Below are 23,273 nucleotides of genomic sequence, written 5' to 3' on the forward strand. Positions count from 1 at the left end.
CCGGACGTTAGCGCCGCCCACGACCCGTCAGGGTCGTGATGTGCGGTGCTTGCGATCTGGGACCCGTGTTCATGCGGGAGATGTCGAGGACCCTTGCGGCTCCGGCGGTGATGCGGGACTGCGACGCCCGGGCCTTGCCCCGACATGGATCCCGGATCGCAAGTCTCGCGGCCGCGAACCTGCCGGTTCCCGGGCTCGACTAGCGTCCGGGATGACAATGCAAGGTGAGCCGCTAAACCTTCGGTACCTCGACGCCCGCCTGACGGCACGCGGCGATCACCGTGTTGTGCAGCAGGGTGGCGATGGTCATGGGGCCGACGCCGCCGGGCACGGGCGTGATGGCTTCGGCGCGTTCGCTGGCCTCGGCGAAATGCACGTCGCCGACGACGCGGGTGCCCCCGCCATCCTTGGGGATGCGGTTGATGCCGACATCGATCACCACGGCGCCGTGCTTGATCCAGCCGCCGCGCACCATTTCCGGCTTGCCGACGGCCGCCACCACGATATCGGCCCGGCGGCATTCGGCGGGCAGGTCGTCGGTGCGGGAATGGGCCATGGTGACCGTGGCGTTGGCCTTCAGCAGCATCTGGGCGATGGGCTTGCCGACCAGGTTGGATCGGCCGATGACGATGGCCCGCTTGCCCGAAAGGTCGGCGCCCAGACGGTCCTCGATCAGCATCATGCAGCCTGACGGCGTGCAGGGGAACAGGCCGTCCAGCCCGCTGGCCAGCCGCCCGGCATTGATGACATGCAGGCCGTCCACGTCCTTGTCCGGGTCGATGGCCTGGGTGATCGGCTGCTCCACCAGCGGGCGCGGCAGCGGTAGTTGCACCAGGATGCCGTGGACCCGGGAATCGGCGTTCAGCTCGCGCACCAGGCCCAGCAGCGCGTCCTGGGTGATGTCGGCGGGCCGCTTGAACTCGAAGGAGTTCATGCCGGCTTCGACGGTCTGGGCGTGCTTGTTCCGGACATAGATCTCGCTGGCCGGATCGGCGCCCACCAGCACCACGGCGAGGCCGGGCGTCAGCCCGTGCGCCGCTTTCAGCGCCTCGACCTGCCGCGCCACCTTGCCGCGCAGACTGGCCGCGAACGCCTTGCCGTCGATGATCGCTGCTTCAGACACCCTATTCTCCCGTCAGTTTCGCCAGCGCGGCGGCGATCTCGGTCACGTCGCCGCGCACCAGCACGTCCTTGTTGCGCGACGTCGCGCCGCCCACCACGTCCACGCGTCCGCTGGCAACGCCCAGCGCCTTGGCGAGCAGGCGGCTCAACGCCGCGTTGGCCTTTCCCTTCTCGGGTACGGCCGTCACTTTCACCGCCAGAACCTGCCCGCCGTGGGAATCGTCGCGAAGCCCCTCGATGGCGTTGCGCGAAGCCTTGGGCGTCAGCCGCACCGCCACGATCAGGCCGTCAGCGGCGACTCGGCCGATCACCTCAGCGCCAGCGGGATCAGGATGTCGTCGACCAGCAGGGTGCGGACGACGATGATGAGGATCAGCAATACGGCGGGCGAGAAATCGATCCCCCCCGGCGCGGGCAGGATGCGGCGGATCGGCCGCAGGATCGGCTCTAAAAACCGGTCGAGCGAGCGCATCACCGCGGCCACGAAGGGCTGGCGGGCATTGACGATGTTGAACTGCGCCAGCAGGCCCAGGACAATCCAGACGATCAGCATCACCTGAAGCAGCCAGGCGACCATGTTGATGAGGGTAATCAGCGCGTTCATCGGGTTCCTGCCTTGTTGTGGGGCAGGTTTAGTATCCACGACGCCTGTGCGCAAGCATCGAGAAAATCATCGCGCCGCCGCGAGAAAAACTTGTGCGCAGGACCCTTGACTTTGTCCCCCGATCCTCAGATGGTACGCGCCGTTTCGCCGTGGGGCCGTAGCTCAGTTGGGAGAGCGTCGCGTTCGCAATGCGAAGGTCAGCGGTTCGATCCCGCTCGGCTCCACCAGAAACGCTCCCGCCCCTTATTCCGCTGATCGACGACGCGCCGTGGTGCGTTCGAACGCGGTATGATGACCTTCGGGAGAGGCGGCATGGCCGATCACATCAAGGGCACGAACGGTTATGAGCGGGAAGCCGAGGCGCTGCTCGTGCGCTACGAGACCATCAGCTTCGACGAGGCGCACGGCGATATCCTGCATCTGATTCCGCCAGTGCCGGCCCTGATTCTCGATATCGGCTCAGGCACGGGCCGCGACGCGGCCCATTTGGCGGCCCTGGGGCACCGCGTCGTGGCTGTCGAGCCGACCGACGCGTTGCGTCGCGGGGCCGCTGTCCTGCATCCCTCGCCCGCCATCGAGTGGGTCGACGACGGGCTTCCCGACCTCGTGCGGTTGGCCGATCGCCGGGAGCGTTTCGACCTCGTCATGATGACGGCCGTCTGGATGCATCTGGCCCCGGCCGAGCGGGCCCGCGCCATGCCTGTCGTCGCGTCCTTCATCCGGCCGGGCGGCTGTCTGGTCATGACGCTGCGTCATGGCACGGTGCCCTTGGGGCGCCGCATGTTCGAGGTCACGGCTGCGGAAACCATTGCGCTGGCTCGTGCGGAAAGACTTACGCTCCTGCTCGAGCAGCACCGCGGGTCTCTGCAGGAGCCAAACCGCGGCGCCGGCATCACATGGACCAGGCTTGCGTTTCGGCGGCTCTGATTCGTCAGTCACCAACGAGGATGGGCGTTTCCACATTCAGCATGTCGAGAGGCGCGGTGGCGATGCAGGTTTTCAGCCGAGGCGTGGCGGCGGCGCGCTTCTTGGCCGAGATCAGCGACACCTGATATTTCTGGCGCTCGGCGGAAAACGCGCCGAGGGACATGCCCTTTGCCTTTGCCAGGGTCTCGGCCTGATTCGACCAGGCGCGGTAGTCAGCATCAGAGGCTTTGGGCAGATCGCCCGCCGTCTCCGGCGATGCCAGATGCAGGAAATACGACCCGTGGGTGACACCCCAGCAGTCAAGGGCGTGGGCCAAGTCGTCCTGCGCCATCGCGCCAGGGACGTGGACGCCAAGCATGAGCGTGGCCATCAGCGCGGCGTTCCGCAGTACATTCATCCAGTTGTCTCCCCGTGTTGATTGTCCAGCACACCACATTACCCAAGGCCCGGACAACGGGGAATGTGCGATGGCGGCGCTTCAATTCCTGTTCGCCCGGGACCCGTCATGCTGCATGCTGGTGCCTCGAACCTGCACCGCCACTGAAGGGGAGACGCATGGCCACGCCGGTTTATCTGCATGTCACGCTCAAGGTCCGCATGGATGGCTATCAGCGCTTCTGCGACGCCATGGCCGGACAGGTGCCCATTATCGAAAGCTTCGGCTGGAAGCTGGTGGGCGCCTGGGTGACCACGGTCGGCCGCCTGCATACGGTGATCGACATCTGGGAGATTCCCGACGCCAACGCCTATGCCGACGTGATGGCGGAGGTCGCCAAGCGGCCGGACTATCGGAAATTCTGGGACATGCTGGCCGAGACGCTTGAGGAGGAGGTGGTCACCATGGTCCAGAAGGTGCCCTACAGCCCGTGATGTCCGTTTAGATCAGCCTCAGTCGCATCGCCTGTGCAACGGCGTGGGCGCGGGTTTCCACGCCCAGCTTGGTCTTCAGGTTGGCGACGTGATAGTTCACCGTGCGCTCGGCGATCTGCATGATCTCGGCAATGTCCTCGGTCGACTTGCCATGGCTGAGCCAGTTGAGGATTTCCGTCTCCCGGTCGCTCAACACGGGGGTATCCTCGCCCGCGTTGGCGGTCAGGCTGCACCAGGTCTCGTGCGCGTGGTTGCACAGGGCCGGCATCAGCATCTCCGCATGCTCGAAATGCGCGGGGCCCAGCGTCTCGTAGTCCACCTTCTTGGGCGCGATGCCGAACAGACCCATGTAGTTGGTCTGATCGCGGACGGGAAAGTGCCAGGCCGGCGTATGCACGCCGAAACCTTCCAGCTCCTCGAAGATATCCTGGGCCCAGGACCCGTCGTCGCCGATGTCGGTCCGGCGCACCGGCGTGGTCCGGTTGATGATATGGGCGATCAGCGGATCCCGCACCGCGACGCTGGCATCCGCCCAGACCCGGCGGATGGCGTCCGGATAGGTGGAGCAGATCATGTAGAGGCGGGGCTGGGAGACATCGATCTGGCAATAGATGTAGTGGGCGAAACCCAATGCGAGAATGACCTTCTGAAAACGCCGTCCCAGCATCACCTCGTCGGGCGAGGTCCTAATGAACTCGACAAGCGATCGATTCGACTCGACCCCCGGAAGCGGGCTGAGTCTTTCCACCTGAATTTGTCCCAAAATAATCCTCGATAAACCAGTTTTCGCGCCTTGCGGCGCGTTCAGTCAGGCGCAGATTGGTAGGTCCTGCGTTGGAAAATGAACATCAGTTCTTGTTGGCTCGCCATGAAATCCGACGTGCCTACCTTGAACACGTTCACCAGCTCCCATGCAGGACCATGTTCACGATAGAACGCATCAAGAAGATTTTCCAGCTTTCGCGGGTGACCGCTATTATTGCTCCCGCCCGGCGCCATGAGCACGCGGTGCTCGATGCGGAGCCTCGGTTGTTCCGTCGCGACTGAAGCGCACCTTGCGATGGTCATTTTCTGCCCCTGACCTTGTCGGCATTTCGCCCGTGTTTCACGAACATTTCCTACCCTGCGATAGGACACGCCAATTTTGATCTCAGGGGAACTGTAAGAAGTTGCAGTGCTGCAGCGCCAAGGCGCTACATCGCGCTGATTCCACCATCCAGCACCAGTTCGGCGCCGGTCATGAACTTGGACTCATCGGATGCCAAATAGACCACGCCCCAGGCGACATCGTCCGGTTCGCCGACCTTACGCATGGGAATCTGCCGCGAGAGCTTCACCAGCGCGTCCTCGCGCGACATGTTGACGGCGATGTCGTCCAGGATCGGCGTGTCGACAAAAGCGGGATGGACCGAGTTGCAGCGCACACCCGGTGCGCTTCTGGCGCAATCCAGCGCGACCGACTTGGTCAGGTGGCGCACCGCCGCCTTGGCCGAATTGTAAGCCGGAACATTGTGGCCGGCGACGATGCCGGCGATGGACGAGATGTTGACGATGGCGCAACCGCGCTCGGGCGTCGCCGCGGCGCGCAGATAGGGCAGCACGTATTTGCAGCCCAGGAAGACGCTGTCCAGATCGATGGCGTGGACCCGCTTCCATTCGGAAAAGGCGACGGTCTCGATGGTGCCGACCGACCCGATGCCGGCATTGTTCACCAGAACGTGGATGGCGCCGAAATGCGCCGCGGCCGTCTTCAGCACGTCCTGCCAGCGGCTTTCGTCGGTCACGTCATGTTGCAGGCCGATGGATCCCGGAATGGTCTCGGCCAGCGTGTTCACCGCCTCGCCATTGATATCGGTGAGGACCAGCGACGCACCCTCCTGTGCCAGCCGCCGGGCAATGGCGGAGCCCAGTCCGCCGGCCGCGCCGGTCACGACCGCTACCTTGCCGGCGACCCGGCCCGTCTTTCCATTCGTCATGGCTTCTTTCCGTTCAATGGCCCGTTCAGTGGGCTTCGTCCCAATTGTCGCCGACGCCGACGCCGACCGTCAGCGGCACCGAAAGGTTCACCGCCGGCGCCGCGGCGCCTTCCATCACGTCCTGCACCGTCCGGCGCGCGTCTTCCAGTTCGCGCTCGGGCACCTCGAACACCAGTTCGTCGTGCACCTGCAGCAGCATGCGTGTCCGCAGGCCGGCACCCGACAGCGCGCCGGGCATGCGGACCATGGCGCGGCGGATGATGTCGGCGGCCGAGCCCTGGATCGGGGCGTTGATCGCCGCGCGTTCGCCGAACTGGCGCAGGGCCGGATTCTTGTCGTGGATGGAGCGGATATGGACGCGGCGCCCGAACAGCGTGCTCACATAGCCCTGTTCGCGGCAGGCGGCGACCGTGTCGTCCATATAGGTGCGAATGCCCGGAAAGCGCTCGAAATACCGGGTGATATAGGCTTTGGCTTCGCTTTGCGGAATGGCGAGCTGGCGCGCCAGACCGAACGCCGAGATGCCGTAGATGATGCCGAAATTGATCGCCTTGGCGCGGCGCCGCTGTTCGGGCGGCATGCCGTCGATGGGAATGCCCAGCACTTCCGACGCGGTCATGGCGTGGATGTCGAGCCCGTCGGCGAAGGCCTGCTTCAGCGCCGGGATATCGGCCATGTGGGCCAGGATCCGCAGCTCGATCTGGCTATAGTCCGCCGACATCAGGCGGTGGCCAGACTCGGGAATGAAGGCCTGCCGGATCTTGCGGCCCTCGGGTGACCGGATGGGGATGTTCTGCAGGTTCGGGTCTGTCGACGACAGCCGGCCCGTGGTGGTCGATGCCATGGCGAAGCAAGTGTGCACGCGCCCGGTGACCGGATCGATCTGTTGCTGCAGGGAGTCCGTGTAGGTGCTCTTCAGCTTGGACAGCTGGCGCCAGTCCAGGACCCGCGCCGGCAGGTCGTGCCCCTGCGCGGCCAGATCCTCGAGAATATCGGCGCCGGTCGAGCGCGCGCCCGACTTGCCCGTGCGGGTGCTGCCCAGATTCATCTCGTCGAACAGGATCTCCCCCAATTGCTTGGGCGAGCCGATGTTGAACTCGCGTCCCGCCAGCCGGTAGATTTCGGTCTCGAAGGCGGCCATGCCATCGGCGAATTCGCGCGACAGCGCCGCGAGGCGCTCGCGATCGACCTTGATGCCTTCCTGCTCCATGGCCGCCAGCACGGGCGACAGCGGCCGCTCCAGCGTCTCGTAAACGGTGACAAGATGTTCCTGCGTCAGGCGGGGTTTCAGGACCTCATGCAGGCGCAAGGTCACGTCGGCGTCCTCGGCCGCATAGGCCGTCGCCTTGTCCAGTGGCACCCGGTCGAAGGTAACCTGATTCTTGCCACTGCCCGCGACATCCTTGAACGCGATCGGCTTGTGACCCAGATGCAGCTCGGACAGCTCGTCCATGCCATGGCCGTGCAGCCCGCCTTCCAGGGCGTAGGATATCAGCATGGTGTCGTCCACCGGCCCGACCTGAATGCCGCAGCGGGCCAGCACGACCGTGTCGTATTTGATATTCTGGCCGATCTTCAGCACGCCAGGGTCTTCCAACAGCGGCTTCAGCCGGGCGAGAACCTGGGCCTTGGGCAGCTGCGCCGGGCGGTCGCCGTCCAGATCCAGGGTGCCGTCGCCGCCCGAGCCGGTGTGGCCGATGGGAATGTAGCAGGCCTTGCCCGGCTCGATCGCCAGCGACACGCCCACCAGTTCGGCCAGCATGGGCTGCAGCGAGGTGGTCTCGGTATCGACCGCAACGAAGCCTTGCGATGCCGCGGCGTCGATCCAGGCATCCAGCGCCTCGAGCGACAGGATGGTATCATAGCCGCCCATCTCGACCCGCGGCCTCGCCTCGGCAGCGGCCTGGGCTGCCGAGGATGCGGCGGCGGGCGCCTCGCGTTGGTGCCTAGCGGCCAGTTTGGTCGCCAGCGTACGGAAACCGTTCTCTTCGACGAAGGCGATGGCGCGGGGGACGTCGATGGGACGTACTTTGAGATCATCGATGGTTTCGGGGACGGGCACGGTGTCGTGCAGGCGCACCAGATCGCGGCTTATGCGGGCCTGGTCGGCGTAGTTGATCAGGGATTCCCGGCGCTTCGGCTGTTTGATCTCGCCAGCGCGGGCCAGCAGCGCATCCAGATCGCCATACTCGTTGATGAGCTGGGCCGCTGTCTTGATGCCGATGCCGGGCACGCCGGGCACGTTGTCGACCGAATCGCCTGCCAGCGACTGCACGTCGATGACCTTCTCCGGTGGTACGCCGAACTTCTCGATCACCTCGGCGATGCCCAGCTTCTTGTTCTTCATGGTGTCGAGCAGCAGGACATCGTCATCGACCAGCTGCATGAGGTCCTTGTCGGACGACACGATGATTACGGTGGCGCCGCGTTCGCGGGCCTGCCGGGCATAGGTGGCGATGATGTCGTCGGCTTCGTAGTCGGCCAGTTCGATGCAGGGCACGTCGAATGCGCGCACCGCGTCGCGGATCAGGGCGAACTGGGGAATCAAGTCCTCGGGCGGCTCCGGCCGGTTGGCCTTGTAGGCCGGATACAGGGTGTTGCGGAACGTCAGCCGGCCGGCGTCGAAGATGACTGCCAGATGGGTCGGCGCTTCCGAGCCACTGTCTTCCAGCAGCTTGTACAGCATGTTGCAGAAACCATAGACCGCGCCGACGGGCGTGCCGTCGGGCCGCGACAGGGGCGGCAGTGCATGGTAGGCCCGGAAGATGTAGCCGGACCCGTCGATCAGGAAAAGGTGCTCGCGTTCGCTCATGCGGCGCATCATGCCGACAGGTGGCGGGAGAGGCCAGCGCTACGTGCGGCGATCAGGCCGCCGCGCCGCGCGTCAGGTCAGTGCGCGTCGTCCTGGAGAATGAACAACCGGTCGCAATAGGGACACTCGACCCGGCCGGTTTCGTCCATGTGCAGATAGACGCGCGGATGGCCCAGCGCGCCCTCGCCACCGTCGCAGGCGACCTCAACCGAATTGACATAGGTGGTCTCGGGTGCTTCCGGGGCGATGACGGTTGAATTCGGCACGGGGATTGTTCGCTTTTTATGACGCCAGGGTCGTTGAGGTTTGCGTGGCCGGATGATACGGATTGCCGCCCGCTATTCAACTGAATGTAGGCGGCGACAGGACAGACATGCAGGAAAACGCCACTTCATGATCCCGGACAACGCGATCGAAATCCGGGGGCTGCGCAAGAAATATCGTGGCGGCAAGGGTTTTCCCCCGCACGAGGCGCTCAAGGGCATCGACATGGATGTGCCGCGAGGGTCGTTCTTCGGCCTGCTCGGTCCCAACGGCGCCGGTAAATCCACGCTGATCAACATCCTGGCCGGTCTGGTCAACAAGACCGCCGGCGATGTGCGAATCTGGGGCTATGACATCGACCAGCACGCGCGCAACGCGCGGGCCAGCATCGGCGTGGTGCCGCAGGAAATCAGCTTCGATGCCTTCTTCACGCCGCGAGAGGCGCTGGAGTTGCAGGCCGGTCTCTACGGCGTCAAGAAGCACGAACGGCGGACCGACGAAATCCTCGCGGCCATGCGCCTGTCGGACAAGGCCGACTCCTACGCGCGGGCGCTGTCCGGCGGCATGAAGCGCCGCCTGCTGGTCGCCAAGGCGATGGTGCACAGCCCGCCGATCCTGGTGCTGGACGAGCCGACCGCCGGCGTCGATATCGAGCTGCGCCAGCAATTGTGGGAACACATCCGGGCGCTCAAGCAGCGCGGCGTGACCATCATGCTCACCACGCACTATCTCGAGGAAGCCGAACAGCTCTGCGACCGGATCGCCATCATCGACAAGGGGCAGGTCGTCGCCAACGAGCCGACCGTCGATCTGCTGCGCCGCATCGATGAGCGCGAACTGGTCCTGCGCCTTGACCGGCCGGTGACCGAAATTCCCGAAGGGCTCCGTGGCTTTCAGGCGCGGGCCGAGGATGGCACCCAGCTGTCGGTGCGCTATTCGGCCAGTTCCCATCATGTGGACGAAGTGCTGCACGCGGTCCATGGTGCGGGCTACGCCATCCTCGACCTGACCATGCGCGAGGCCGATCTGGAAGATATCTTCATGCAGTTGACGAGCCGGAAGTAAGCATGGCGAACGACGCGGTTTTCGATGTCCTGGTGATCGGCAGCGGCGCGGCCGGTCTGACCCTCGCCCTCTGCGTGGCCGACCACTGCAAGGTCGGTGTCGTTTCCAAGGCGCAGATCGATTCGGGCAGCACCAACTGGGCCCAGGGCGGCATCGCCGCCGTGCTCAGCGCCACCGACAGCTTCGACTCGCATGTTCAGGACACGCTGGTCGCCGGCGGCGGCCTGTGCGACCTGGACGCTGTGCGCTTTACCGTCGAGGAAGGCCCCGCGGCCATCCAGTGGCTGATCGACCAGGGCATGCTGTTCGATACCACCAAGAAGGGGCCGTATCACCTGACCCGGGAAGGCGGCCACAGCCATCGCCGGGTGATCCACTCCAAGGACGCGACCGGCAAGGCGGTGCAGCACACCCTCGACGACCAGGCGCGGGCGCACCCGAACATCACCGTGCTCGAGAACTATGTGGCGGTCGACCTGGTCAACCGCGATGCCGACGGGGTGCGCGGCCGATGCCGCGGCGCGTATCTCTACGACATCGAGGAATCGCGGGTGAAAGTGTTCGGCGCCAAGGCGACGGTCATCGCCACCGGCGGCGCCAGCCGCGTCTATCTCTACTCCTCCAACCCCGACGGCTCGACGGGCGACGGCATCGCCATGGCCTGGCGCGCCGGGTGCCGTGTGGCGAACCTGGAATTCAATCAGTTCCACCCCACCTGCCTCTATCATCCCGAGGCCCGGACCTTCCTGATCACCGAGGCCGTGCGCGGCGAAGGCGGCAAGCTGCTGCTGCCCAATGGCGAGCGCTTCATGAAGCGGTTCGATCCGCGCGGTGAGCTGGCGCCTCGCGACATCGTCGCCCGGGCCATCGATCATGAAATGAAACGGCTTGGCATCGAGTGCGTCTATCTCGACATCAGCCACAAGAAGAAGAGCTTCATCAAGGAGCACTTCCCCAATATCTACAAGCAGTGCAAGAAGTACGGCATCGACATTTCCAAGGAGCCGATCCCGGTGGTGCCCGCCGCGCACCATACTTGCGGCGGCGTGATGGTCGATCATCGCGGCCGGACCGACATCGACGATCTCTACTGCATCGGCGAGGCCTCCTATACGGGTCTGCACGGCGCCAACCGGCTGGCGAGCAACTCGCTGCTGGAATGCATCGTGTATGCGACCGCCGCGGCCGAGGACATCCTCGAGCGCCTGGACACATTGCCGGCGCCACCCGACCTGAAAGCGTGGGACGAAAGCCGGGTCACCAATTCGGACGAGGAAGTGGTTGTCTCGCATAACTGGGACGAGTTGCGCCGCACCATGTGGAACTATGTGGGCATCGTGCGCACCGACAAGCGCCTGCGCCGGGCGCAGCGCCGAGTCGATCTGCTGCTGGCCGAAATCCAGGAATATTACGGTAATTTCCGCGTCACGCCCGATCTGCTGGAGCTGCGCAATCTGGTCACCGTCGCCGATCTGATCGTGCGCTCCGCCGCTTCGCGCAAGGAAAGCCGGGGACTGCACTACACGCTCGATTATCCCGAGCCCGCCCCCGACCCCGTGCCCACCGTCCTGTCGCCGGAATAGACCATGTCGCGCGTCGCCTATGTCAATGGGCGCTACCTGCCCTATGCCCACGCCGCCATCCATGTGGATGACCGCGCCGTGCAGTTCGCCGACGCGGCCTATGAAGTCATCGCCGTCATCGGCGGGCGGATCGCCGATCTAGACCCCCATCTCGACCGCCTCGACCGGTCGCTGGGCGAGCTGCGGATCGCGAACTATCCGCCGCGCGCCGCCCTCGCGGTGATCGCGCGCCAGATGGTGCGGCGGAACCGGCTGGACTACGGCCTGCTCTACATCCAAATCGGCCGCGGCGCGCCCGGCCTGCGCCAGTCGCCGCGCGACAGCACCTTCCCCAAGGATCTGCGGCCCTCCGTGGTGATGACCTGCCGCCCGCTGGATTTCCGCAAGGTCGCCGCCCGCGCCGCGACCGGTGTCGCCGTCGCCACCATGCCGGACCAGCGCTGGGCCCGTGTCGACATCAAGGCCGTCTCCCTCCTGCCCAACGCGCTGGCCAAGCAGGCCGCGCGCGAAGCCGGCGCCTTCGAGGCGTGGATGGTCGACCGCGACGGCAACGTCACCGAAGGCGCCTCCACCAATGCGTGGATCGTCACCGCCGACGGCACGCTCGTCACCCGGCCGCTGTCAAGCAGCATCCTGGCGGGCATCACCCGGCACGTGGTCATCGCCCAGGCGCGGGAGGCGGGACTGCGGGTCGAGGAGCGTGCCTTTACCGTCGCCGAGGCGCTGGCCGCCAAGGAGGCTTTCTTCACCAGCACCACCGGCGGGCCGATCCCGGTCGTCACCATCGACGGCAAGACCGTCGCCAATGGCGCGCCGGGCGAGACGACCGAAAAACTGGTCGGCCTCTATCGGCGGCATCTGGCCTCCTTCGCCGCCGATCCGGCGGCCGCGTTTCAGGTTCTGGGCGGCTGATGGCACATCCCCTCTACAATGCCGGCACCTGGATCTTCGATCTGGACAACACGCTCTATCCGGCGGCCTGCGACCTGTTCGCCCAGATCGACGTGAAGATGGGCGCCTACATCTCCAACCTGCTCAGCGTCGACCTGATCGAGGCGCGCCGCGTGCAGAAGGACTATTTCATGCAGTACGGCACCACGCTGGCCGGACTGATGCGCCATCACCAAATCGATCCGCACGACTATCTGGATTACGTCCACGACATCGACGTCAGCGTGGTCATGCCGGATGAACGCATGGCGCGGGCGCTGGCAGCGCTGCCGGGGCGCAAGATCGTCTACACCAACGGGTCGGAAGGCCATGCCACGCGGGTCATGGCGCGGCTCGGCATCACCCATCTGTTCGAAGGCATTTTCGACGTGCTCGCGTCGGATTTCATTCCCAAGCCCGATCCGGGCGCCTTCACCGCGCTGGTCGAGGCCTATGCGTTCGATCCCGCCGACGCGGTGATGGTCGAGGATCTGGCCAAGAACCTGATCCCGGCCCACGATCTGGGCATCACCACCGTCTGGGTGCCCACCGCGTCCGAATGGTCGCGCGCCGGGTCCGATGGCGGCTTTATCGACTACGTGGCCGAGGATTTGTCGGCCTGGCTGGCCGAGGTCGCCGGGCTAGCGGATTGACAGCGCGCCTGACGCGGCTATGGTCTGCGGCGCTTCAGGAACAAGGATACAGCCATGAGTGTGACCAGCCTTCAGCCGATCATCGAGCGCGCCTGGGAAGAGCGCGACGGCATCTCGCTCACCACCACCGGCGAGGTGCGCGACGCCGTCGACGCCGCGCTGACCGCCCTCGACGCCGGCAAGGCGCGGGTCGCCGAGAAGATCGACGGCCAGTGGGTGGTCAACCAGTGGCTGAAAAAGGCGGTGCTGCTGTCGTTCCGCCTCAACGACATGGAGCCGATCACCGGCGGCCCGGGCAACCACGCCCGCTGGTTCGACAAGGTGCCGTCCAAGTTCGAGGGCTGGGGCGTCGAGGAATTCCGCGCCGCCCGCTTCCGCGCCGTGCCCGGCTGCTTCGTGCGCCGCTCGGCCTATATCGCGCCCGGCGCGGTGCTGATGCCCAGCTTCGTCAATCTGGGCGCCCATGTGGGCGAGAACACCATGGTCGACACCTGGGCAACCGTCGGCTCCTGCGCCCAGATCGGCAAGAACTGCCACATCTCCGGCGGCGCCGGCATCGGCGGCGTGCTCGAGCCGCTGCAGGCCGATCCGGTGCGCATCGAGGACAACGTGTTCATCGGCGCCCGCTCGGAAGTGGCGGAAGGCGTCATCGTCGAGGAAGGCGCGGTGCTGTCCATGGGCGTCTATATCGGCGCCAGCACCAAGATCGTCGACCGCGAGACCGGCGAGGTCATGTATGGCCGCGTGCCGGCCTATTCGGTGGTCGTGCCCGGCGCCCTGCCCGGCAAGGCGCTGCCCGACGGCACGCCCGGCCCCAGCCTCTACTGCGCCGTGATCGTGAAGCGCGTCGACGAGAAGACCCGCTCGAAGACCTCGATCAACGAGCTACTGCGGACCTGATCACTCGCACTCTGCCGTCATCCCCGCGCACGCGGGGACCCAGCTCTTCGTAGAGCGCGGCTTCCGATATGTTCCGGTGATTGAGATGGCTGTAGGGCTAGCTCAGAGAAGCCAGTATCCTATGAAGAGCTGGGTCCCCGCGTGCGCGGGGGTGACGATTTGGAGATGTCAGGAATGTCGGCGATCGACCCTGTCGCGCTAACGCAAGAACTGATCCGCCGGCCCAGTGTCACGCCGGCGGATGCGGGCGCGCTCGATGTGCTGCAGGCGGCGCTTGAGGCCATCGGCTTCGTCTGCAAGCGCTATGTGTTCTCGGAACCGGGCACGCCCGATATCGACAATCTCTATGCCCGCCTCGGCACGGCGCAGCCCAATTTCTGCTTCGCCGGGCACACGGACGTGGTGCCGGTGGGCGATCTGGCCGGCTGGACCGTCGATCCGTTCGCGGCCGAGATCATCGGCGGCAATCTGTTCGGCCGCGGCGCGGCTGACATGAAGGCCGCCATCGCGTGCTTCACGGCGGCTGCCGGCCGTTTCGTGGATGAACGCCCGGACTTCTCCGGTTCCATCAGCCTGCTGATCACGGGCGACGAGGAAGGCCCCTCCATCAACGGCACCCGCAAGCTGCTCGAGGAGATCCGGGAGGAGGGCGAACAGATCACCCATTGCCTCGTTGGCGAGCCGACCAATCCGGTGCGGCTGGGCGAGATGGCCAAGATCGGCCGGCGCGGCAGCATGAACGGCTTGGTCACCGTCAATGGCGTGCAGGGCCATGTGGCCTATCCTCATCTGGCCGACAATCCTGCGCCCAAGCTGGTACGGCTGATGGCGCGGCTTGCGGCACTGGAGCTCGACAGGGGCAACGCCCACTTCCAGGCGTCCAATCTCGAGATCACGGCCATCGAAACCAGTCCGGGCGCCGAGAACGTCATTCCCGCCTGGGCACGCTGTCGTTTCAACGTGCGCTTCAACAGCGATCACAGCTCTCAGGACGTGGAACGGCTGGTTCGCCACGCCATGGATCAGGAACTGATCGACTACGATCTGAGCATCCGGGTCAGCGGCGAGTCCTTCCTGACGCCGCCCGGCAAGCTCAGCGGTCTGGTCGTCGATGCCTGCAAGGCTGTCCTGGGCGTCGAGCCCGAGCTCAGCACCACGGGGGGCACGTCCGACGCGCGCTTCATCAAGGATTACTGTCCGGTGATCGAGTTCGGCATGGCCAGCGGCACCATGCACAAGGTCGACGAGCGGGTCGCCGTGTCGGACATCGAGGGGCTGACCGCGATCTATCAGGAAGTGCTGCGGCGCTATTTCGCCTAGGGATAGATCACTTTCGTCAGGTACAGCCCGTCTGGCGGGGCGTTCAGCCCCAGGCGCTGGCGATCGCGGGCCTCCAGCGCGGCGCTGACATCGTCGGCGGTCCATTTGCCCTCGCCCACCAGCTTCAGCGTCCCCACCATCGAGCGCACCTGATGATGCAGGAACGACCGGGCCTCGGCGATCACGATGATCTCGTCGCCGTGACGCATCACGTCCAGCCGGTCCAGCGTCTTGAGCGGCGACTGGGACTGGCAGTGCACCGACCGGAAGGTGGTGAAGTCGTGCCGGCCCACCAGCCGCTGCGCCGCCACGTGCATGGCGTCCGCGTCCAGCGGTACCGGCACCTGCCAGGCCAGCCCGTGATCGAAGGTCAGCGGCGGGCGGCGGTTGACGATGCGGAACCTGTAGTGCCGGCCGATCGCGTCGAAGCGGGCATGAAATCCCGGATCGGCGATCGCGGCATCCAGCACGGCTACCGGATCGGGCTTCAGATGATGGTTCAGGGCGCCCTGAACCTGGTTGGCGCTCTTGTCCGCCGCGATGTCGAAATGCACCACCTGCCCTTGGGCGTGCACGCCCGCGTCGGTCCGCCCGGCGCCGGTAATGGTGACCGTTTCGCCGCAGAATCTGGTGATGGCCGTCTCCAGCGCCTGCTGGATGGACGGCCCATTGGTCTGGCGCTGGAAGCCGACGAACGGTCCCCCGTCATATTCGATAGTCAGGCGATAGCGGGGCATCAGGACGGCACGCACACAATGTCGGTCATACTGAAATCGGTACCCTTGAACAGCAGCGGCTCACCGGTGCATTTGGCCAGCGCGTAGGAGAAACAGTCGCCGAAATTCAGGGCGGCCGGATGCCGGCCCTTGCCGAAGCGCCGCCATCCAAACCGGGCGGCCTCGGCCTGCAGGGCGTCGAAGGCGACGACGTCCAGGCGGGCGCGAAGGACGAAGCGGTCGAGTTCGGCCTGGCCGCTTGCCCCTTTCCGGCTTTCGATGACGAGCGCGGCTTCGAGAAGCGAGGCGGCGGATATCAGGCGGATCGCTGAAGCGGCGATGCTTGCGTTGTAGGCGGCGCGCTCCGGTTCATTCAGCAGGATCGCGACCAGTGCCGATGTATCGACGACCATCAGACGGGGAGGCCGTTTTCGTCATAGAGCCAGGAATGGTCACTACCCGGTCTGTCCGCCGTTGTTGGCGGCGCATCCAGCACGTCGGGCAACGCGGCGCACCGCTGCGCAATCTCGTTCAATTCATCGAGCAGTACACCATGCCTTGCCTCTCGTGCCCTTCGCGCGACGTCGAGTTCCCGCTTGAGCGCAGCGCGCACGGCATCGGTCAGGGTGCCGCCGCGTAGAGCGGCAAGCTCCTGCGCCATGTGATGAATTTCATCGTCCTTGATATTGAGCGCCATGATCCGCGTCCTTAATTTCCACCACCATAGCAGGAATGGTGGAAACGTCCAGAATCACCCCAGAATCTCGCCCGTGCCGAGCGGAAAGCCGCGCAGCAGGGTGGCGGCGTCCATGGCGCCCTTGCCCGCGCGCTGCAGTTCGGTCAGTTGCACCGCGCCGGTGCCGCAGGCGATGGTCAGACAATCGTCCAGCACCGCTCCCGCTGCGCCGCCGCCTTCCACGAGGCGGCTGCGCAGCACCTTGATGCGCTCACCCCGTGCCTCGAACCAGGCGCCGGGAAACGGACTCAGGCCCCGGATCACGCGGTCGACCTCGGCGGCAGGGCGCGACCAGTCGATGCGCGCCTCGGCCTTGTCGATCTTCCTGGCGTAGGTGACGCCCTCGTCCGGCTGTGGCACGGGCACCGCGCCCGCCTGTACGTCGCCGATGGCCTCGAACAGCGGCGCGCTGCCCAGCGCGGCCAGCGCATCGTGCAGCTCGCCCGTTGTCGTCTCCGGTCCGATAGGGATCTCGCGGCGGCGATAGACCGGGCCCGTGTCCAGTCCCTCTTCCATGCGCATGATGCACACGCCCGTCATCTCATCGCCGGCCATGATCGCCCGGTGGATCGGCGCGGCGCCGCGCCAGCGCGGCAACAATGAGGCATGCACGTTGAGGCATCCCAGCCGGGCCGCATCAAGGATGGCCTTGGGCAGGATCAGCCCATAAGCGGCGACCACCGCCAGATCCAGGTCCAGCGCCGCGAACGCCGCCTGATCGGTCGTGTCTCTCAGCCGGATGGGCGTGAAGACCGGAATGCCGAGGCTATCGGCCAGCCCGTGCACGGGCGAAGGCTGCGGCTTCTTGCCGCGACCCGCCTCACGCGGCGGCTGACTGTAGACGGCGACGATCTCGTGCCCCTGCGCCGTGGCCCAGGCGGCCAGATCGGACAGCAGGCGCGCCGCGAAATCCGGCGTGCCCATGAAGGCGATGCGCATGGGAATGGTTACTCGGCCGCCTTGCGGGCCTTGGTCAGCTTGCGCACGATCATGTCGCGCTTCATGCGCGACAAATGGTCGATGAACAGCACGCCGTTCAGATGGTCCATCTCGTGCTGAATGCAGGTGGCCAGCAGGCCGGTGGCATGGACTTCCTGCGGCGCGCCCTGATAGTCCAGGAACTTCACGCGCACCTCGGCGGGGCGATCCACGTCGCCGAACTGTTCCGGCACGGACAGGCAGCCTTCCTGATAGGAGCTCAGCTCTTCCGATTCCCAGACGATCTCCGGATTGACGAAATAGCGCGGCGCCGGCTCCTGGTCCTCGACGGCGATGTCCATCACCAGCACGCGCTTGGGCACGCCGACCTGAATGGCGGCCAAGCCGATACCCGGCGCGTCGTACATGGTCTCCAGCATGTCATCCATCAGCGCGCGCAGATCGTCGTCCACGGTCTCGACGGGTTTCGAGACCTGCTTCAGGATCGGATCGGGGACGGTGACGATCTTGCGGATGGCCATGGCTGCTCGCTCTCAACTGTTTCCGGTAGTTAGTACGGGCCGCCGGAAGCGTCAAGTCGGTGGCTCGCTAGAACGGCCGCCGCGCCCGCATCGCCGTGGTCAGGGTGCCGTCGTCCAGATAGTCCAGCTCGCCGCCAACGGGCACGCCGTGGGCCAGCCGGGTGATGGTGACGCCGCACTCCTGCAGGCGGTCGGTGATGTAATGGGCCGTGGTCTGGCCGTCGACCGTGGCGTTGGTGGCCAGGATGATCTCGGTCACTTCCGGCGCGCGGGCGCGATCGACCAGGCCGGCGATGTTGAGATCGTCGGGCCCGATTCCGTCCAGCGCCGACAGCACGCCGCCCAGAATGTGATAGCGCCCCTTATAGGCGGCCCGCTCCAGCGCCCACAGATCCGCTACTTCCTCGACCACGCACAGGATCGAGGCGTCGCGCCGCGGATCGGTACAGATGTGGCAGGGATCTTCCGTATCCAGATTGCCGCAGATGCCGCACGGCTTGATCCGCGCGGCCGCTTCGGTCAGCGCCCGGGCCAGCGGCTCCATGGCCGAAGATCCCTTTTTCAGCAGATGCAGGGTGGCCCGCCGGGCCGAACGCGGGCCAAGGCCCGGCAGCTTCGCCAGAAGCTGGATCAGCCCGTCGATCTCGGGGCTGATGACGGGCGCGGCCATCAGCGCGCTTTCAGGCAGGGCGATATCGCCTTGCCGGCCGAAAGCCGCGACAGCGAGCGCAAAAGCGGCGCCTTCATGAAGCGGCCGCTAGAACGGCAGGCTCATGCCCGGCGGCAATTCCAGGCCGCCGGTGACCTTCTTCATCTCCTCGGCCGCATGGGCCTCGACCTGGCCTTTGGCATCCTTGTGGGCGGCGACGATCAGGTCTTCCAGGATTTCCACATCATCGGCGTTGGCGATGGACGGGTCGATCTTTATGCGCTTCAGCTCGCCCTTGCCCGACAGCACCACATTGACCATGCCGCCGCCGGCCGTGCCGCTGATTTCCGCTGAATCGAGCGCGGCCTGCATGTCGGCCATCTTCTGCTGCATCTGCTGGGCCTGCTTCAGCATGCCGGCGAGGTTCTTCATAGGTCCAGTTCTCCTGTGTCGTCCATGTCCGGATCGATGATCGCGTCCTCGTCGAGGGCGGGCGCCTCGGCCACGGTGCTTTCGATGATCGAGGTGACCTGCGCCCCCGGAAACGCGCGCAATGCGGCGCGCACCAGCGGGTGTTCGATCACCTCGTTGTGGATGCGGGCGTCGCTCGCCTGCTTCTGTTCGGTCAGGGTCGCCTCGCCCTGCTCGCGCGAAACGGTGACGATCCAGCGCGTGCCGGTCCACTCGCTCAGCCGTTGGCTCAGCTTGCCGATCAGGTCGGCCGGGGCGCGCGGACCAGGGCGCAACTCGATCCGGCCGGGCTGGAAGCGGACCAGGTGCACATTGTCGGTCAGGTGCGCCTCGAGCATGCCTTCCCGGTGCTCGATGGCCAGCGCGACCACGTCCTGGAAGCTGCGCGGCTGCGGCAGGCCGCTCGCCTGAATCTCGGGCTGCGCCATCGGGGCGGGCTCGGCGCGGCCGCCACCGCCGTTGCCGCGGGCCATGGACGCGCCGCCATTGCCGCCCGAGGGAGGCGCCGGTGCCGGTGACGCCGCGCCGCCGGGCGCGGCGTTCTGCAGGCGTTTTACCAGATCGGCCGGACTGGGCAGATCGGCGGCATAGGCCAGCCGGATCAGGGTCATCTCGGCGGCGCCGATGGGCGTCGGCGCCGAGCGGGTTTCCTCCAGCCCCTTCAGCAGCATCTGCCACGCGCGGGTCAGCGCCGGCATGGCCAGGCGACCGACGATGCGCTCGCCGAACCGGCGCTCGGCCTCGGGCAGCGCGTCGCCCGATTCGACGTCCGGCGCGGCCTTCAGCTGGGTCAGCCAGTGGGTGACGCCCAGCAGATCCTCGATGATCGCGGCCGGGTCGGCGCCCGAATTATATTGGTCGCGCACATTGGCCAGTGCGGTCTTGATGTCGCCCGCCATCACGGCCTCGAACAGGTCCAGCACGCGGGCCCGGTCGGCCAGGCCCAGCATGTCGCGCACCTGCGCGGCATCCACCGCGCCGCCGCCATGGGCGATCGCCTGGTCCAGCAGCGACAGGCCGTCGCGCACGGAACCGTCGGCTGCCCGCGCGATCATGGCCAGCGCGTCGTCGTCGATGGCGACGCTTTCCTTTGTCGCAAGATTGGCGAAGTGCTGCTTCAGGCTGGCCGTCTCGACCCGGCGCAGGTCGAATCGCTGGCAGCGCGACAGCACGGTGATCGGCACCTTGCGGATTTCCGTGGTGGCGAAGATGAATTTCACATGCGGCGGCGGCTCTTCCAGCGTCTTGAGCAGCGCGTTGAACGCGTTGCGCGACAGCATGTGCACTTCGTCGATGATGTAGATCTTGAACCGGGCGTCGCCGGGGGCATATCGCACGCCGTCGATGATCTCGCGCACATCGTCCACGCCGGTGCGGCTGGCGGCGTCCATCTCGATGACGTCCACATGGCGCGATTCGGCGATGGCGGTGCAGTGGCGGCAGACGCCGCAGGGCTCGGTGGTGGGTGGGCCGTTGCCGTCCGCGCCGACGCAGTTCAGCGCCCGGGCGATCAGGCGCGCCGTAGTGGTCTTGCCCACGCCGCGCACGCCGGTCAGCACGAAGGCGTGCGCCAGGCGGCCGCTGTCGATGGCGTTCTTGAGGGTGCGGACCATCGGCGCCTGGCCGATCAGTTCCGCGAAGGTTCCTGGGCGGTACTTGCGGGCAAGCACCCGGTAAGGTCCGGTCTGGGTCGCCTGCTCAGGGGTCTGGGCTGTGCCGTCCGTCATCCGTTCCGCGCCGGAGCGGCCTGCCGTGGGTCTGGCTGCGCCGCGGTGTGAGGTAGGAGGCTGGACGAATGACCCAAATCGGGCTCGTTACGGCTGCTTCCTCTCGGACCTGACCGGATTGGCGAGTGATTTGCCCACCGCCAACCTCCCGCCCCCTATATCGGGCATTTGATCCCGCGTGGCAAGGGCGGGCGCGATGGTTCGCGATGCATGCGGGATGGGCGGGTTTGCGCGGCCCGCAAAGCGAAAGGCCGCCCCGTCGCCGGTGCGGCCCTTCCATTGTCAGCCGGTAAAGGCAATCAGCGACCGAACTTCGGAGTGAAGGCCGGACCCTTTGGCGTGCCTTTCGGCGTGTGACAATGAGACATCGGACCACCTCCTTTCAATTTGTTGACGACACCATCCATATTGCGCTCATCATCGGAAACTTCAAGTAATTGATGCGCTGCACCATCGCGGAGCGGATATGGTGGTTTTCGGGGAGCGCGGCCCCGGTTTTGCGGGAAATGAAGAGGTCGTTTCATTGCTGTTTCCCGCCGCCGCGTCTGCGGCTAATCTCCGCGCCATGCTGAACCGTATTCCTGGCCTCGAACGGCCCAATGTGTTCGCCGGCAGTCCGCTGGACCGGTGTGAGATTCTCCGCGGCGACGCGCGCAGGATCGACGAGATGATGCGCGCCAAGGACACGCGTTTCATTTGCCTGTGGAAGACAAGGCCGCTGATCAGGCCCGGCGAGACGCTGCGCATCCAGTGGGTGAACGGCCTGATGGCACTGCCGCTGATCGACGCCGGTGCCGACTGGGTCTTCCTGGGCACGGCCGACGGGCGCGCGCATTTCGCGGTCGATATCTCGTCCGAGACGGACCCCGAGAACAGTGGCGACTTCGCGGGCATGGGCACCTTCCCCGATCTGCGCATGAGCGCGGCGAGTCTCGACCGGGTCGACGCGGCGATCATCGCCCAGGCCAAGCCGCTGATCGACTGGCATAGTCGGCGCAAGTACTGCTCGGTCTGCGGCGCGCTCACCGAGATGCGCCAGTCCGGCGCGTCACGTCACTGCACCAACGAGGCGTGCAAGGCGTCCCATTTCCCGCGCACCGATCCTGTCGTCATCATGTTGGCGATCCATGGCGACCGCTGTCTGCTCGGCCGCCAGAAGATCTTTCCGCCGCACATGTATTCGGCGCTCGCCGGCTTTCTCGAGCCGGGGGAATCGCTCGAGGAAGCGGTGAGGCGAGAGATTCAGGAAGAATCCGGCGTGCCGGTGGGCGAGGTGCGGTACCATTCCAGCCAGCCCTGGCCGTTTCCCGCGTCGCTGATGATCGGCTGCCACGCCATCGCGCTCGACGACAGGATCGAACTCCCCGGTGACGAGCTGGAAGAAGCGGTATGGTTCGAGAAGGGTTTGATCCGCGAGGCCCTCGATGGCAAGCACCGCGACCGGGTCTGGATGCCGCCGCCCCACGCCATCGCCCACCAACTGATCCGCGCCTGGGCCTCGGTGGATTAGCGCGTCTTCAGCGACCCGCTTTAATCCAGCGTGTCGCGGAAGGCGTTCTTGGGATACGAGCCCAGCACGGTGACCGTGGTGGAGAAGAAGCGCAGTTCCTCGAACGCCAGCTGTACCGCCCGGTCCTCCGGATGGCCTTCGATATCGGCATAGAACTGGGTGGCCTTGAAGCTACCCTCCAGCTGGTAGCTTTCCAGCTTGGTCATGTTCACGCCATTTGTGGCGAAGCCGCCCAGGCTCTTGTACAGCGCCGCCGGCACGTTGCGCACCTCGAACACGAAGCTGGTCATGGTCGGCGTGCCGACCGGCGGCACCACGGGCTCCCGCGAGAGGATGACGAAGCGGGTGGTGTTATGGCCCGCGTCCTCGGCCTCCTCGACCAGGATGTCGAGGCCGTAGATCTCGGCGGCCAGCGACGAGGCCAGCGCGCCCATGTGCGGGTCGCCGCGCTCGGCGATCATCTTGGCCGCGCCCGCCGTATCGGCATTGGCCACCGGCTTCAGTCCCAGCCCGCGCAGCCGTTCGCGGCATTGACCCAGGGCCTGAACGTGGCTGTGCACCTCGGTGAGGCCGGCAAGGCTCGCGCCGCGCAGACCCAGCAGCTTGTGGTTCACCCGCTGGAAATGTTCGCCGACGATGTGCAGACCCGAATTCGGCAGCAGATGGTGGTTGTCGGCGACGCGGCCGGCCAGGGAATTCTCGATCGGGATCATGGCGAGCGCCGCGCGTCCATCGGTCACCGCCTGATAGGCGTCCTCGAAGGTGGGGCATGGCAGCGGGGTCATGTCGGGGCGGGCATTGCGGCACGACAGGTGCGAGTACGCGCCTGGCTCGCCCTGAAAGGCGATGGTCCGGTCAGGGCTCGCGCCGTTCAGCTCGTTTACCATCCGCATATTCCGCCGTGTTTTACAGCCGCTTAATCGGGCTGGCTGGTGGCCGGTTATACGGCTTGCAAACCTGAGGGGGAAGCGGCTAAAT

General features: G+C 65.9%; 27 protein-coding genes, 1 tRNA gene and 1 other RNA gene. 10 read left to right on the top strand and 19 right to left on the bottom strand.

What is annotated here, in order from left to right; genetic code table 11:
* Positions 1 to 232: 232 nt before the first annotated feature.
* From folD to WJU17_RS12310, 3 genes are read right to left on the bottom strand one after another with little or no spacing between them, the layout of a single operon-like run.
* Complete coding sequence (gene folD / locus WJU17_RS12300; protein WP_346327696.1) at positions 233 to 1,123, bottom strand: bifunctional methylenetetrahydrofolate dehydrogenase/methenyltetrahydrofolate cyclohydrolase FolD; 891 nt, start codon at positions 1,121 to 1,123, stop codon at positions 233 to 235.
* Position 1,124: 1 nt separating this feature from the next.
* Complete coding sequence (locus WJU17_RS12305) at positions 1,125 to 1,433, bottom strand: DUF167 family protein (RefSeq protein WP_346327697.1); 309 nt, start codon at positions 1,431 to 1,433, stop codon at positions 1,125 to 1,127.
* Positions 1,430 to 1,726 (bottom strand): YggT family protein, encoded by a 297-nt coding sequence (locus WJU17_RS12310; protein ID WP_346327698.1) that lies wholly within the window; start codon positions 1,724 to 1,726, stop codon positions 1,430 to 1,432. Before WJU17_RS12310 ends, WJU17_RS12305 begins: the two co-directional genes overlap by 4 nt.
* A gap of 151 nt (positions 1,727 to 1,877) precedes the next feature.
* Here WJU17_RS12310 and WJU17_RS12315 point away from each other — a divergent pair.
* Positions 1,878 to 1,953: transfer RNA gene (locus tag WJU17_RS12315), tRNA-Ala, on the top strand.
* Positions 1,954 to 2,038: 85 nt separating this feature from the next.
* On the top strand, positions 2,039 to 2,653 hold the full coding sequence (locus tag WJU17_RS12320; RefSeq protein WP_346327699.1) for a class I SAM-dependent methyltransferase: 615 nt from the start codon (positions 2,039 to 2,041) through the stop codon (positions 2,651 to 2,653).
* Between the two features lie 4 nt (positions 2,654 to 2,657).
* Here WJU17_RS12320 and WJU17_RS12325 read toward each other — a convergent pair whose 3' ends face one another.
* Positions 2,658 to 3,050, bottom strand: coding sequence for a hypothetical protein (locus WJU17_RS12325; RefSeq protein ID WP_346327700.1), 393 nt, complete (start codon positions 3,048 to 3,050; stop codon positions 2,658 to 2,660).
* A 158-nt stretch (positions 3,051 to 3,208) separates the two neighbouring features.
* On the opposite strand from WJU17_RS12325, the gene WJU17_RS12330 reads away from it, so the two are divergent.
* Positions 3,209 to 3,523, top strand: a complete 315-nt coding sequence (locus WJU17_RS12330) for an NIPSNAP family protein (RefSeq protein WP_346327701.1) — start codon at positions 3,209 to 3,211, stop codon at positions 3,521 to 3,523.
* A gap of 7 nt (positions 3,524 to 3,530) precedes the next feature.
* Here WJU17_RS12330 and WJU17_RS12335 read toward each other — a convergent pair whose 3' ends face one another.
* The 5 genes from WJU17_RS12335 to WJU17_RS12355 all read right to left on the bottom strand — a co-directional run bounded on the left by WJU17_RS12335 (position 3,531) and on the right by WJU17_RS12355 (position 8,559).
* Positions 3,531 to 4,271, bottom strand: a complete 741-nt coding sequence (locus WJU17_RS12335; protein WP_346327702.1) for a LuxR C-terminal-related transcriptional regulator — start codon at positions 4,269 to 4,271, stop codon at positions 3,531 to 3,533.
* 56 nt (positions 4,272 to 4,327) lie between these two features.
* The gene (locus WJU17_RS12340; protein ID WP_346327703.1) at positions 4,328 to 4,591 is read right to left on the bottom strand and encodes a hypothetical protein; all 264 of its coding nucleotides are present in this window, start codon (positions 4,589 to 4,591) and stop codon (positions 4,328 to 4,330) included.
* 125 nt (positions 4,592 to 4,716) lie between these two features.
* The gene (locus WJU17_RS12345; RefSeq protein ID WP_346327704.1) at positions 4,717 to 5,499 is read right to left on the bottom strand and encodes an SDR family oxidoreductase; all 783 of its coding nucleotides are present in this window, start codon (positions 5,497 to 5,499) and stop codon (positions 4,717 to 4,719) included.
* A 25-nt stretch (positions 5,500 to 5,524) separates the two neighbouring features.
* Positions 5,525 to 8,311, bottom strand: a complete 2,787-nt coding sequence (polA, locus tag WJU17_RS12350; RefSeq protein ID WP_346327705.1) for a DNA polymerase I — start codon at positions 8,309 to 8,311, stop codon at positions 5,525 to 5,527.
* 77 nt (positions 8,312 to 8,388) lie between these two features.
* Entirely contained in the window at positions 8,389 to 8,559 is a 171-nt protein-coding gene (locus WJU17_RS12355; protein ID WP_346328945.1) for a zinc-finger domain-containing protein, read from the bottom strand.
* A 145-nt stretch (positions 8,560 to 8,704) separates the two neighbouring features.
* Between WJU17_RS12355 and WJU17_RS12360 the strand changes: the two genes are divergently transcribed.
* The 6 genes from WJU17_RS12360 (at position 8,705) to dapE (ending at position 15,026) form a co-directional block, all read left to right on the top strand.
* Positions 8,705 to 9,640 (top strand): ABC transporter ATP-binding protein, encoded by a 936-nt coding sequence (locus WJU17_RS12360; protein WP_346327706.1) that lies wholly within the window; start codon positions 8,705 to 8,707, stop codon positions 9,638 to 9,640.
* A gap of 2 nt (positions 9,641 to 9,642) precedes the next feature.
* Positions 9,643 to 11,223 (top strand): L-aspartate oxidase, encoded by a 1,581-nt coding sequence (gene nadB / locus WJU17_RS12365; RefSeq protein WP_346327707.1) that lies wholly within the window; start codon positions 9,643 to 9,645, stop codon positions 11,221 to 11,223.
* A 3-nt stretch (positions 11,224 to 11,226) separates the two neighbouring features.
* Positions 11,227 to 12,135, top strand: coding sequence for a D-amino-acid transaminase (locus tag WJU17_RS12370; protein ID WP_346327708.1), 909 nt, complete (start codon positions 11,227 to 11,229; stop codon positions 12,133 to 12,135).
* Positions 12,135 to 12,806, top strand: a complete 672-nt coding sequence (locus WJU17_RS12375) for a pyrimidine 5'-nucleotidase (RefSeq protein WP_346327709.1) — start codon at positions 12,135 to 12,137, stop codon at positions 12,804 to 12,806. Before WJU17_RS12370 ends, WJU17_RS12375 begins: the two co-directional genes overlap by 1 nt.
* 54 nt (positions 12,807 to 12,860) lie before the next feature.
* Positions 12,861 to 13,706, top strand: a complete 846-nt coding sequence (dapD, locus tag WJU17_RS12380) for a 2,3,4,5-tetrahydropyridine-2,6-dicarboxylate N-succinyltransferase (RefSeq protein ID WP_346327710.1) — start codon at positions 12,861 to 12,863, stop codon at positions 13,704 to 13,706.
* Between the two features lie 174 nt (positions 13,707 to 13,880).
* A complete protein-coding gene (gene dapE, locus WJU17_RS12385) occupies positions 13,881 to 15,026 on the top strand; it encodes a succinyl-diaminopimelate desuccinylase (RefSeq protein ID WP_346327711.1) in 1,146 nt (381 codons plus the stop codon).
* Here the strand turns inward: dapE and truA are convergent.
* From truA to ffs, 9 genes are all read right to left on the bottom strand, one after another.
* A complete protein-coding gene (gene truA, locus WJU17_RS12390) occupies positions 15,023 to 15,763 on the bottom strand; it encodes a tRNA pseudouridine(38-40) synthase TruA (RefSeq protein WP_346327712.1) in 741 nt (246 codons plus the stop codon). The genes dapE and truA overlap by 4 nt on opposite strands.
* Positions 15,763 to 16,155: a type II toxin-antitoxin system VapC family toxin gene (locus WJU17_RS12395; RefSeq protein WP_346327713.1), complete on the bottom strand. Its 393-nt coding sequence runs from the start codon at positions 16,153 to 16,155 to the stop codon at positions 15,763 to 15,765. Before WJU17_RS12395 ends, truA begins: the two co-directional genes overlap by 1 nt.
* A complete protein-coding gene (locus WJU17_RS12400; protein ID WP_346327714.1) occupies positions 16,155 to 16,439 on the bottom strand; it encodes a type II toxin-antitoxin system VapB family antitoxin in 285 nt (94 codons plus the stop codon). Before WJU17_RS12400 ends, WJU17_RS12395 begins: the two co-directional genes overlap by 1 nt.
* Positions 16,440 to 16,493: 54 nt before the next feature.
* Positions 16,494 to 17,417: a methionyl-tRNA formyltransferase gene (fmt, locus tag WJU17_RS12405; RefSeq protein WP_346327715.1), complete on the bottom strand. Its 924-nt coding sequence runs from the start codon at positions 17,415 to 17,417 to the stop codon at positions 16,494 to 16,496.
* 8 nt (positions 17,418 to 17,425) lie between these two features.
* The gene (def, locus tag WJU17_RS12410; RefSeq protein WP_346327716.1) at positions 17,426 to 17,938 is read right to left on the bottom strand and encodes a peptide deformylase; all 513 of its coding nucleotides are present in this window, start codon (positions 17,936 to 17,938) and stop codon (positions 17,426 to 17,428) included.
* Between the two features lie 67 nt (positions 17,939 to 18,005).
* On the bottom strand, positions 18,006 to 18,608 hold the full coding sequence (gene recR / locus WJU17_RS12415) for a recombination mediator RecR (protein WP_346327717.1): 603 nt from the start codon (positions 18,606 to 18,608) through the stop codon (positions 18,006 to 18,008).
* 87 nt (positions 18,609 to 18,695) lie between these two features.
* The gene (locus WJU17_RS12420; protein WP_346327718.1) at positions 18,696 to 19,019 is read right to left on the bottom strand and encodes a YbaB/EbfC family nucleoid-associated protein; all 324 of its coding nucleotides are present in this window, start codon (positions 19,017 to 19,019) and stop codon (positions 18,696 to 18,698) included.
* A complete protein-coding gene (locus tag WJU17_RS12425; RefSeq protein WP_346327719.1) occupies positions 19,016 to 20,785 on the bottom strand; it encodes a DNA polymerase III subunit gamma/tau in 1,770 nt (589 codons plus the stop codon). The genes WJU17_RS12420 and WJU17_RS12425 overlap by 4 nt, the downstream gene beginning before the upstream one ends.
* A gap of 52 nt (positions 20,786 to 20,837) precedes the next feature.
* An RNA gene (gene ffs / locus WJU17_RS12430) (signal recognition particle sRNA small type) lies at positions 20,838 to 20,934 on the bottom strand.
* A gap of 317 nt (positions 20,935 to 21,251) precedes the next feature.
* On the opposite strand from ffs, the gene nudC reads away from it, so the two are divergent.
* A complete protein-coding gene (nudC, locus tag WJU17_RS12435) occupies positions 21,252 to 22,295 on the top strand; it encodes an NAD(+) diphosphatase (RefSeq protein WP_346327720.1) in 1,044 nt (347 codons plus the stop codon).
* A gap of 20 nt (positions 22,296 to 22,315) precedes the next feature.
* Here nudC and WJU17_RS12440 read toward each other — a convergent pair whose 3' ends face one another.
* Positions 22,316 to 23,182: a prephenate dehydratase gene (locus WJU17_RS12440; protein ID WP_346327721.1), complete on the bottom strand. Its 867-nt coding sequence runs from the start codon at positions 23,180 to 23,182 to the stop codon at positions 22,316 to 22,318.
* Between the last annotated feature and the right edge of the window lie 91 nt (positions 23,183 to 23,273).

Source organism: Iodidimonas sp. SYSU 1G8 (genome assembly GCF_039655775.1).
In the GTDB taxonomy this organism is placed as follows: Bacteria; Pseudomonadota; Alphaproteobacteria; order SMXS01; family SMXS01; genus RI-34.